The 11,471-nt window shown below is 43.1% G+C and carries 11 protein-coding genes; 5 read left to right on the top strand and 6 right to left on the bottom strand.

The window, feature by feature from the left end; translation table 11 throughout:
- Positions 1-50 precede the first annotated feature (50 nt).
- The 3 genes from argR to DXA15_RS11485 all read right to left on the bottom strand — a co-directional run bounded on the left by argR (position 51) and on the right by DXA15_RS11485 (position 3,954).
- Positions 51-494 carry an arginine repressor gene (gene argR, locus DXA15_RS11475; RefSeq protein ID WP_044215257.1) on the bottom strand — a complete coding sequence of 148 codons (444 nt, stop codon included), beginning with the start codon at positions 492-494 and terminating at the stop codon, positions 51-53.
- Between the two features lie 116 nt (positions 495-610).
- Positions 611-3,103: a carboxypeptidase regulatory-like domain-containing protein gene (locus DXA15_RS11480; RefSeq protein ID WP_128134104.1), complete on the bottom strand. Its 2,493-nt coding sequence runs from the start codon at positions 3,101-3,103 to the stop codon at positions 611-613.
- Complete coding sequence (locus DXA15_RS11485; RefSeq protein ID WP_128134105.1) at positions 3,100-3,954, bottom strand: GLPGLI family protein; 855 nt, start codon at positions 3,952-3,954, stop codon at positions 3,100-3,102. The genes DXA15_RS11480 and DXA15_RS11485 overlap by 4 nt, the downstream gene beginning before the upstream one ends.
- A 179-nt stretch (positions 3,955-4,133) precedes the next feature.
- On the opposite strand from DXA15_RS11485, the gene DXA15_RS26380 reads away from it, so the two are divergent.
- From DXA15_RS26380 to DXA15_RS11500, 4 genes are all read left to right on the top strand, one after another.
- Positions 4,134-4,838: a hypothetical protein gene (locus tag DXA15_RS26380; protein ID WP_233567192.1), complete on the top strand. Its 705-nt coding sequence runs from the start codon at positions 4,134-4,136 to the stop codon at positions 4,836-4,838.
- A 17-nt stretch (positions 4,839-4,855) separates the two neighbouring features.
- Positions 4,856-5,533, top strand: a complete 678-nt coding sequence (locus DXA15_RS26385; RefSeq protein WP_233567194.1) for a HAMP domain-containing sensor histidine kinase — start codon at positions 4,856-4,858, stop codon at positions 5,531-5,533.
- 29 nt (positions 5,534-5,562) lie between these two features.
- On the top strand, positions 5,563-6,246 hold the full coding sequence (locus DXA15_RS11495) for a response regulator transcription factor (protein ID WP_128134106.1): 684 nt from the start codon (positions 5,563-5,565) through the stop codon (positions 6,244-6,246).
- A gap of 96 nt (positions 6,247-6,342) precedes the next feature.
- Entirely contained in the window at positions 6,343-7,143 is an 801-nt protein-coding gene (locus DXA15_RS11500; RefSeq protein WP_010800296.1) for a M48 family metallopeptidase, read from the top strand.
- 382 nt (positions 7,144-7,525) lie between these two features.
- Here DXA15_RS11500 and DXA15_RS11505 read toward each other — a convergent pair whose 3' ends face one another.
- Positions 7,526-7,777, bottom strand: a complete 252-nt coding sequence (locus DXA15_RS11505; protein WP_010800294.1) for a hypothetical protein — start codon at positions 7,775-7,777, stop codon at positions 7,526-7,528.
- 41 nt (positions 7,778-7,818) lie between these two features.
- Complete coding sequence (locus DXA15_RS11510; RefSeq protein WP_199676293.1) at positions 7,819-9,612, bottom strand: MutS family DNA mismatch repair protein; 1,794 nt, start codon at positions 9,610-9,612, stop codon at positions 7,819-7,821.
- A gap of 162 nt (positions 9,613-9,774) precedes the next feature.
- Here DXA15_RS11510 and DXA15_RS11515 point away from each other — a divergent pair, with 162 nt between their 5' ends.
- On the top strand, positions 9,775-10,614 hold the full coding sequence (locus DXA15_RS11515; RefSeq protein ID WP_128134108.1) for a phospholipase A: 840 nt from the start codon (positions 9,775-9,777) through the stop codon (positions 10,612-10,614).
- Positions 10,615-10,762: 148 nt separating this feature from the next.
- On the opposite strand, the gene DXA15_RS11520 is transcribed toward DXA15_RS11515, so the two are convergent.
- Complete coding sequence (locus DXA15_RS11520) at positions 10,763-11,197, bottom strand: DUF6078 family protein (protein WP_128134109.1); 435 nt, start codon at positions 11,195-11,197, stop codon at positions 10,763-10,765.
- Positions 11,198-11,471 lie beyond the last annotated feature (274 nt).

Consider the following 11,471-nt stretch of genomic DNA (forward strand, 5'->3'; position numbering starts at 1 on the left):
TGTCTTCTTTTGTTTATAAACGGAAGAACCGTTGTCTCCCTTAATCGCCCTTATATAAAATGTGATAATGCTTTTACTATCCGGTCCCTGCTGATCCCTTCACGGGGGATGATCAGGATGGTGTCGTCTCCGGCAATCGTACCCAGTATCTCATGCGGGGCATGGGTGTCGATGTCGGATGCAATACCCATCGCATATCCCGGACGTGTCTTGACTACTGCCAGGTTTCCGGAAAATTCGATGTTCGGATGATGTTCTGTCTGCACCTTGTTCGGCTGTATCAAAGCTGAATAATCGGGCAGACAATATACATAATCGCCGTTCGCATCATGTACTTTGGCTACTTTCAGTTGCTTAATGTCGCGCGACAAAGTAGCTTGTGTCACCTGAAATCCGCTGGCTTCCAATTCTTTCAGCAGCTCTTCCTGGTTACATATCGCCTTTGTTTGTATGATACGGCAAATAGCATCCAATCGTTCCTTTTTTGTACTCATGTTTGTATATTTATGCAAAACGATTGCAAATATAAAGCGAATAATTGAATAAATATACATGTGAGGACGTTTTTTTTGCATAATTATTATAATCCGTCCTTCATGTTTGTTTGTGTTTAAAATTTGTATCTGACCTTTACCAGAAATTCCCTGGGGCGGAGGGTTAGCCATGAGGTGTAACTTTCTGTGGTAGAATATTGTGTATACCGGTATTCTTTTTTATTAAATAAATTGGTGGCATCGGCAGTCAATTGCCATTTACCGGTTTTCCAGCGGAGGAAAATATGGGCGAAGAATGCATCTGCCGATTTATCCCGGCTGATATCGTTATGATAATGATCGAGGGTGAGCTGAATATCCACGGCTGCCAAGCTATAGATGATTCCGAACTTCTGAACTACGTTTAATAATGGGTTGAGGTGGGTTTCGCTCCCGATACGTGATCCTCCGTAATAAATAGTCGATTGGTAATTTATTTCCAGTAATCGTGACGGTGTCCAGCTTATTTTAGGTTCATATTGCATATAATCGGAACGGAAAGGTAATCGCTTCCCGTCACTGAGTTGCTTCGCTTTATTGCGCCCAATGAGATAGGAAAGGGCAAATTTTATCCCCCGATCGTAAAAGCCTTTCGACAGGGTTCCGTTGACAGACCAGTTATATGAATCATTTTTTTCTGGGAGAGATAGGAGTGATACTTTTTCTCCCTCTACCCGTCGTTCAAAAATACGGTTTGATCGGTTATTGATATAGTTCAGGTAAAGTGTGAGGAAGAATTCATGTACCGTACTTTTATATTCTCCATACAGAGCGTATGATTGTTTTCGCTCTACCGGTAGTATTCCGTTACTCACGATCCGGTTCCGGAAACTTGTACGATAAGGAGAAGTGTATAGATTGGTGATATCTCCGTATGATTCTTTATATCCTGCACGGGCAGAAAAACGCCAGGCGTAATTTAACTTATAAAGGATGGATAAATAAGGATTAAGCGCCGGATGCGAGATTTCCGTTCCGGGAAAAGCTGTCCACCGGAACGGAAGGTTGAACGAAATACTCCATTTCGGCAGATTCCATTGGTATTCCGGAATAGCATATAAGGCGAAACCGTTATGCAGGTTATTTATATCTCCGGAAACACCGGCTGCATACCGTTGGGTGAGCACCCCTTTTTTGCGTAACAACGACAATGAATGATCGATGTATAACTGGTGCAGATTCATTTTATCCGAATAATCATTTATCCCGATTCGTGCCGGCAAGTTGTGGTAGCGGACGAGTGAACGGGCTTCAATCGTATTTTTACCGCGTGTCCAAAGACCTTGCAGGTAGTTGCGTACCCCGAAGTCCGGTGTTTGTATCCGTTGGGTGACATTCTGACCGGTTTGGATATGCGACAGGCTGTTTTCCCAATTTCCCGTCAGGTTGAAATGATTCGTAAGGAAAAGATCTTCCGTGTTATTTTCAAAACTTGCTGCGAGTTCTGTACGGTCATTTCTGATTTGAGTATTGCTTTCTTCTTTCAGGGTGAGTGTATCGGCCTCCTGGTAATAATGAGTGATACTTCCTCGTTGCTGGCTTCGTAAGTCATGTACATAATTGGCATTTATCCGGAGTTGCGCTGTTTCATTCAGCTTATACAGGCGGTTGGCAGATAATGTATGTACCAGGTTGAACAGCAGCCTTTCTTTCTTCAAAGGTGCGCTCAGTGAGGGTTGTTTGAGGAACGTGGGGAGGAGCGGCCCGTACTTTTTCCCCTCCTCTTCCGTCCGGAAAAATCTTTGTTCGTCTGTTACGTCGTTGCCGGTATTATTTCCTTTATAGAGATAGACCGACTGGCTTTTACGGCTTAACTGCATTGCATTCAGGTTGCCTGACCAGAGGATGGGGGGGCCTCCTGTTCCTCCTTCCAGATTGATGAGCCAACGGTTCCGGAATTGTGGTTTCAGCTTTAGGTTGAGGGCTATATCTTCCGTCGATATTTTTTTACTGAGTACACGTATCGGTTGATGATTCTCCAATACTTGTACCGTTTCAACGGCATTAGCTTGGAGGTTGTTGCTGATCTGCCCGTATCTCCCGTCGGACAGGTCCATCCCTTCCACATAGAAACGGCTTATATCTTTTCCGTTATACGATATTTTTCCGGCATCATTCACCTGGATACCCGGAAGTCGTTTCAATATATCCTTTACCGATTCATCTTTAGGGGAGATAAAACGGGACACATCATAATTGATCGTGTCTTGTCTCCCATAGATCCTTCCGGGACGTATTTCGACCTCCTTCAGGCTGAACGGCCGGAGGGAGAGCTGGAAATGCAATTTCTCACCGGGCACTACAGGAAGTACCATCGTGCCATATCCCAAGAGGGAAACACGGACAACCATTGAATCATTGACCTGTATAGCCGGAAAGATGAAATGTCCTTCCGCATCAGTCAGCGTATAATTAACAGGTATCCCGCTCCCTTTTTTCTGTAATTGAACGGTGGCGGCATCGACAGGCTTATTATTTTCAGCATCCGTAACGAGTCCCTCTATCTGTATTTGCGACCGCAGGTGAAAAGTAAGAAGGCACAAAAGAGATGCTATAATCAGTGGTCTCATCTTTCGATCGGATTATATGGCATATTCTTCGGACGGAACGGGCGGCCGTCTTCTCCTTTGATAGTCACCTTCACTCCGGGAGAGGTCTCCGTGACATAACCGATCGGATCTGACGCATAACGTTTATGTGCCTTCTGCAAATCTTTCGGTGAAACAGGTTCATATTCCGATCCGGTGAACTGTATCATTTCCTCTTTACGACTTTTCTCTATGCCTGAGCAGATGAACGTATAATGTCCCTGGCTGTCCGAGGCTTTGAGTATTAAACCGGGTAACCCTTGTAATTTCCAAGGACCATCACTTCTGGGGATTTCCGGGGTATACCAGACTTCGTATTCCCTTCCGCGGAAATGACAGGTGGCTTTCCGGCAAGTATAGGAAAGAACGGTTGCAGTATCGGGGTATAAAGTCCATTCCGGTCTTTCGACCGGTTCCTCACACCGGAAACGGCTTGCCGCCAGCTGGTCGAGCGTCGTAGTTTTTCCCTTCGGATAATTCTTATAGATCTGGTCATTGACATAGCCGTTACTCTGTTTCAGATGTTCGGAGATAATTTCCTGTGAAGCTCCCGCTGCTTTGTCGGCTTCAATTAACGAATCCGTACGGAAGCGAGCGTAACTGTAGTATACCGAGCTCTGGGAGCCGACCTTTAGCATCATGGTTTCTTCCGTCCGTTTATCCGGTGACAAAGTATCACTGACGAAAGCTGTCTGATATTGGACGGTAAATAAAAGCTGGTCTATGGGTTTTGACTTCAGTACATCATTGATATCATATACCCGGATATTGACCTGTGCCGCTACGGAAAGCGTAGAACAGATGAATGCAATTGTTAATAGTGACTGTTTCATCTTTATTTTCTTTTAAATGGTTTGAGGCAAAATTACAGGCTTGAAAGAGTATGATAGGAAGAAATTTATTACTGAAGTATTACGAAGGGAAAATATTACTGTTTTATTATTTCGGGAAAAAATAGATTGTTTACTCTTTGTCCACTCGTCCTCCTTGTTAACTTTGTCGGAAAAAGAGGATGGAAAAACGCATACGACTTATCTATATATTCTCCTTATTTGCTGCATTGTCTGCGATTGGGATGCAGGGATATTGGCTGTATAACCAGCTTCAATATGAAATGCAACGATATGCAAAGGAACTGGTTGGAAAAATAAAAGAAGTAGAGGAAGAAGAGTTCCGTATGCGCAAGCAAGAAGCCCTGGATACAAAAGTGACCTATGTCTTGAACCGGAATGTGGAACATAGCGCTTCGTTGGTGGATGAGCGGTTGTCCCATACTTCTACGGGGTTTAAATTGAGTTTAAAAGATTCCGGTCGGATAGACCAGTTCAATTTGAAATTTAATGCGTCCATGCCGGAAGACAGCCTGCTGATGGGAGTGGACCGCTCGGTAGTGGATCATTTTGTCCCTTTTTCCGGCGAACGTCTGGACAGCTTACTGAAAGTCCGGTTGCCGGAATATACAATAAATTGTTCGCCCCTGGAAGTTGGCGATACGCTGGATACCGCCTCTTCCTGGCGACTGTCGGACGATACTTTTCTTCCGTCTTCCCTTCTTATTAAATATATGTACTCTCCATTTGAAGCGCGAGGCATCCTGATGAACGTATCGCTTTCTTTTCATCCGTTACTTGTCCGGATGGCCGGTCAGTTAGGGGTAAGCCTGCTTTTGATTTTGTTGCTTATTTCCTGTCTGTGGTTCCAGATAGCTACGATCTAAAACAGAAAAAGATCGGAATGATGCGGGAAGATTTTGTCCATGCCATGATACATGAACTTAGACGTCCGGTACAAGCCCTGAAAATGTGTATCTCCTTTTTAAATGATCCGGAAATGCATACAGATGAAAAGACTTGCCGGGAAGTTACCCATGATGCTATATTCGAATTGGATAATCTTTCTGCTTATCTGGGTAAACTGAAAGATATGGTGTGCGCTGATGGTGGCATGACTCCGTTTACTATTTCTTCATTTAATTTGCAGGAGTTGGTGGAGAATGTGTTACGTCTCATACCGGTTCCGCCGGATAAACAGGTCTCTTTTTCCACGGCATATGCTCCCGGGTTGCCCCTTATTACAGCAGATCCGGTGCATATGGCAAATATGTTATGTAATTTGGTAGAGAATGCAATCAAGTATTCCGGTCCAGAGGTCCATATACGTATTGTTGCTATGAGAATAGGTAAAAGTGTTGAATTGTCGGTGGAGGATGATGGTTTCGGTATTTCTCCGGCCGAGCAGCGGAAGGTTTTTGAGAAATTTTACCGTTCCCCCCGTTTATCAGGCAAACAGATACCGGGCCTTGGACTTGGTTTGAGTTATGTAAGACAGATCGTGGAAGCACATCATGGAAAAGTTTCTCTTCAAAGCAAAATAGGGGAGGGTACGAAAGTTATTGTGACATTACCTCAATAAGAATACAAAACGTTTTATATACATAATATATGGCAACACCTCTGAGAATTTTACTGGCGGATGATGATCTGAAATACTCTATTCTTTTAAAGAGATTTCTGGAAAAAGAAGGTTATGAAGTAACCTATACAGGAAATGGAACGATGGCCTTGGAACAGTTTCCGGCGGTTAAACCGGATTTGGTTTTATTAGATATCAACATGCCGGGAAAGAATGGTTTTGAAGTAGCTGAAAAGATAAGGGAACAGGATCATAATGTCTTGATCTTTTTCTTGTCCGACCGTTCGGATAAGAACGATCGTTTGAAAGGATTTAGTGTGAAGGGAAATGATTATCTGGCTAAACCCTTTTATCCGGAAGAACTGTTGGCACGTATCAGGGAACGTTTTGAACAAAATCTATCAGTGGAAACAGCAGAAGAACTATACTCTTTCGGAGATACGTTTTTCAACTATGCAACAAATGAAATACGTACAGGTAACAGTAAAACGCTGATTACCTCCCGGCAGGCGGATATTCTTCGTATCCTGGTACGTAACCTGAACAAGGCGGTAGACCGTAATGTCATTCTGGATGTCATATGGGGGAATAATTCATATGCCAATTCTCTTGCCCTGAATGTACAAATCACTTATCTGAGGAGAGCTCTGAAGAGGGATTTGTCTGTTGGTATTGTTTCTCTCACAAAGAAAGGATATATACTGAAAGGATAGTATTGTTATATATCTGTTGAGCAAAAATACCTTTGGAATTGTTCTATTCTTATAAAGAAATGATAATTTTGTATTCGTAAAAACTAAATGAGAGAGATGAAAAAGATTACAGGTTTATTGATGGCGATGCTTCTGATGCTGAGTGCGTGCGGGAGTGTGCCTTTGACAGGGAGAAAGCAGGTGTTGCTGGTTTCCGACCAGGAGGTATTGTCCTCCAGCTTAACGCAATACAGCGATTATATGAAATCAGCCACAAAGTCGTCGGATAAGAATGAGAGTGCGATGGTGACCCGTGTGGGTAAGAAGATTGCCGCAGCAACGGAGGCCTATCTGAAAGCGAACGGAATGGAAAGTGAGATTAAGAATTTCCAGTGGGAGTTCAATCTGGTGAAAGATAACCAGATAAATGCTTTTTGTATGCCGGGCGGAAAGATTGTGGTTTACGAAGGTTTGATGTCGCTGGTATCGTCGGATGACGAACTGGCCGTAGTGGTTGGTCACGAAGTGGCGCATGCGGTGGCAAAACATAGTAACGAACGGATGAGCCAGCAACTGATGGCGCAATACGGAGCCGCCATCTTGGGGCAGGCTGTAAGTAATAAGAGTGCGGCAGTCCAGACGGTTGCCAATACGGTTTATGGCGTGGGGGCGCAGTATGGTGTCATGCTTCCTTTCTCTCGCAAACATGAATCGGAAGCGGATTATATGGGATTGGTATTTATGACGATGGCTGGATATAATCCCGATGTCGCGGTAAATTTCTGGCAAAAGATGTCTGCCGGAAAAAGCGGCTCGACTCCGGAGTTTATGAGCACTCACCCAAGTGATGCCACTCGTATCGCAGAGATACAGCGGGCGTTGCCGGAGATTAAGGCGAAGTATAAAACGGGAAAATGATAATAAATGGAGTTGTATTAAAACCGATTTTGATACAACTCCATTTGATAAGTTTTATTTACGTTCTTTTATTTCGCTTTGAAGTTGTTTGGGATTACGTCGGCAATCCCAAAGCATGTGGATATAAATATATTTATCGTGAACGGTATAAATTATTTTAATGTGACCCGAGACTAGTGAACGGTAAGAGAGTTGATCTACGTCATTCAGACAGGTTTCACAGAATCCCAGAAAAGGATGTAAACAGAGTAAATGATATATGTCATGATGAAGTGTGTCGCGGACTTTTTGAGCTGTTTTAACTCCAAAAGTATCCCGGTAATAGTATATAATCTGATCAAAATCGTTTGATGCAAACGGATGCCATATAATTTCCATACTATTATATAATATCTTTCATTCGCTGTTCCATCTCTTCACCGCTGATACCTATTCCGGCAATAGCATCCTTACCAGTGATAGCCAATCGCTGACGAACCTCTTCGAGGGTATATTCACAAGGACTTGCCTCTTCTTTGTTACTCCGGAGCTTACTTAGATATTTGCGAAGTTTTCCGATGGTTTCACTATTTTCGATATTTAATATCTCACGAACCAATTCCGCTTTGCTGGCTTCAAGTTCTATTGTTGTCATAAGTGACTCCTTTCTATTAATTTACGTGCAAATATAAGTATTTAAACCGTTATCCCCATCTTCTTCATCAGGAAACATGCATTCATATTTTGTGCTACCCCTTCACGAAGCAGATAGGAGAAGGTTAGTTCTTCATTTGTAATATCGGCTTCAAAGCGGTAGTTCTTTATCTGGTTGGGAAATTCGTTTTCCAGTTCGCCCAGTGCCAGGTCGTGTGTGGCGATGATGCCGCAAGTCTGGTAAGCTACCAACTGTTTCATCAGGGCGATCGAACCTTTTTGCTTGTCGATCGAGTTAGTTCCTTTCAGGATTTCATCCAGTATGATAAATAGTTTTTCTCCCTGTTGCAGACGGTCGATAATCATTTTCAGCCGTTTCAATTCTGCGAAGAAATAAGATTCATTGCTGACCAGCGAATCGGAAGTACGCAGGCTAGTCACCATCTTTGCCGGATAGACAGTCAGGGAGTCAGCATAGACCGGAGCACCGATACAGGCCAACAAATAGTTGACTCCGACTGTGCGGAGGTAGGTGCTTTTCCCTGCCATATTTGCCCCGGTGATAATCAGGAACCACGGACTTTTCTCTATCGAAATATCATTCCGTACGCAAGCATCACGGCGGAGTAGGGGATGTCCTAGTGCTTTACCACTCATCTTGAAATAAGAGTCGGCTATTTCCGGATAGATATAGCCGGTATGATTGAATGCAAATCCTCCCAACGAACTGTAGGCATCAAACTCGGCAAGGGCATCGAACCATCGGGGAATATCCTCGGCGTGTATCTGTATCCAACGTTCCAGGCGGATGGCTGTCCGGGTGTCGCGGAGAATAAATATGTTCATAATGAATCCCATCATACTGCCCCGCTGGTCTAGCGCACCGATGCTGCGGGATAACTTTTTCAGTGCCTTTGAGGCTGTTCCGTCTGTCCCGTTAAACTGGTTGCTGATCGCTGCCAGTTCGGTTGACTTGAAAAGGTCGCCTTCTATGCTTTTGATCAGTGAAGAATAAGTATACAGGATTTTCTCCATCTTGTTCACTGAGTTATGAAGTTCTGTGATTTGTTTTCCCCGTATGTAGGAAATCAGGAACGAGATGGCGAAGAATATGCTTATGCCGGTGAAACTGATTATTCCGCTTGATGCTCCGGCGATCAGTATCACCCATATGGCAGGAATGAGCCATATCAGTATTTTCCAGAGCAGGCTGTTAATGAAGGCTGGTTTATGATCTGTTAATGTGCTTAGGGTATTCACATCTCCTTTATTTCCCGGACTTAATACGCCGGTTACATAGAAGTGTTGCCTTAATTGCGTCATTTCGCTCAGTTCACGGATCGCTTCCTGTCGTTTGAGTATCTTTTCTTTATCGGTAAGCGGATTGATAAACCAGTCGGCAAGCCTTTCTTTTCCCATCGAAGTGACTGTCCGGTTGATGGACTGGAAGATGGAGCGGTTTCCGAAAAGATCCAGGTCCAGGCTGAATGAATGGTCGGCAGAACTTTTCTCCGGTGCCCCGTCGAAAGCGCTGAAATCGTAATCCAGCCCTTTCAGTTCGTTGTTGCATAGGGCGGATAGTGCATCGGCATACGACTTTTGCGATGATAAAAATGTATGATAAACCATTAACCCGATGAAAGGAATGATGAATAAGAGGATTGCCCCGCCCAGCACCATCCAGTTTTCGGCTTTCAGAAACCATATCGCAGCAATAAGTCCGGCAACCAGCAGCAGGCGTATTGTTCCTATCAAATGCATTTTTTTTCTCAGACCGTCCGAGCGGCGTGTGTAAGCAGCTATTGTATCCCTGTAATATTGATATACTTTTTCCATGCGGGCAAAGATATAAAAAATGAACATACCAGTTAAGATTTGGTTATTAATAAAGAAGAGGTAACTGAATTGACCATAATTCATGAAATCGGGGAGAATTGTTAAACCTTGATGGATATTACCTTTGTTCTATTTTTATAAGGTTTATATATTCGTGATTTTATGAAAAGGACAGCAGTATTTTTATACGTTTTATTCATTTCCTGTTTTGTTTCAGTATCTGCCCAGGTTCTGGTGCAGGATCCGAAGTTGGAATATAACGCGGACAGTGTGCGTGCGGTATTGGACAAAGCGCCTTATTTCACTTTGTTCAAAGATAATTATTTCATCGGTGGGACGACGATCGGGCATAAACCGACCGCTGCCAATTCGGATGTGAAGTTCCAGTTGAGTATTGCCCAGCGCCTGACGAAAAGTAAGCTGCCTTTCGACACTTATCTTTTTATCCAGTACACCCAGAAAGCCTTTTGGAATGTTTTCCAGAAATCTCTGCCCATGCGCGACCTGAACTTCAATCCGGGAATCGGACTGGGGCATCTGATTATCCATCATAATAAATTCATCGGAAAAGGCTATCTGATGCTCGAACATGAATCGAACGGAAAAGACAGTACGGCTTCGCGCAGTTGGAACAAGGTGACATTTGCAACAGCCATTGTTTTAAACAAAAACTGGGAGGCTCAATTCAAGACCTGGATACCGATCGTCGACGGAAAATATAATAAAGACCTGTTAAAGTATACCGGTATTTTCCAGATGGCGGCCAATTTCCGGACAGACAATAAGCGGTTTAACTGCGGAGTGATCCTGACGAAACGTAAGACCTGGCTGAGTTTTAATACGCAGGTCGAGTTAAGTTATAAGTTTAACAATAACGAGAACCAATATTTTTTCCTTCAATATTATAACGGTTACGGTGAGAACCTGCTGGAATATAACCACTTTAAGAGTATGCTGCGGATCGGGTTTGTGATAAAACCGCAGGATTTCAGTATCTACTGAGAGTTTGTTATAGAGCTTTTTCCCCACAATTTTTTTCCTGTGGGGAATTATCCCCACTACTATGGGGAATACTGCCCACTTGTGTGGGGAATATCACCCATCTAAGTGGGGATTATAAGTAATAAAGGCCTAAAAAGTATACAATTTCTTACCAATCGTATTGCTCTACATATCGGTCGAAAAGCGGATCGGCATGGATACCTTGTCGCATAAAGATCATACGAATGATCTTTTGTTCGTCAGGGGTAATCAATCGTTCTTTTTTCTGGATGCGGTAAAGGGTTCCTTTACTGAATTGGGTATTCATTGCCCGTTTGATGGCAACAGCTTTGTTATGAGGCAGATCATCTAATAATTGAGTGATCCCCAATGCGTACCTGTCCTTTTGATCTGCTTTGAAAAAGGGACAGCTATCTGCTTGAGGCGTTGTGCAATCGGGGTTTACGATCGAAAAAACAGTCCGTTCCGGTGTAAGTTGTTTCGAAACAAGATAACGCAGGCACTTCGTAGAGTTTTTGCATTGTTTATTCAGACAGTAAGCAAAACCTTGGGGGACGGATTCGTATTTAGATTCAGGTTCCATATGTTGATTTTTATGATTTGACAAAGTTACGATTAAAATTTTAATAACAATATGAGATCAGGGCAACCGCACCAAAATTTCTATTAAAATATGTTTTGTGGCATAAATCATTAAAATATTTCAAAAAAAGTTGTGTAATTGGGGAATAAAGGTAATCTTGCAGATAGAAAAGTCTTAACTATGAAAATAGAACCTTAACGACTGGATTTTTTACGTGAAGATTTTGCAAACCAAAGTCTCTTGACTATGATTCGTGAGATCTTATAAGAGGTCT

Origin of the sequence: Parabacteroides sp. AM58-2XD (assembly GCF_003463685.1) — a bacterium.
Taxonomy (GTDB): domain Bacteria; phylum Bacteroidota; class Bacteroidia; order Bacteroidales; family Tannerellaceae; genus Parabacteroides; species Parabacteroides segnis.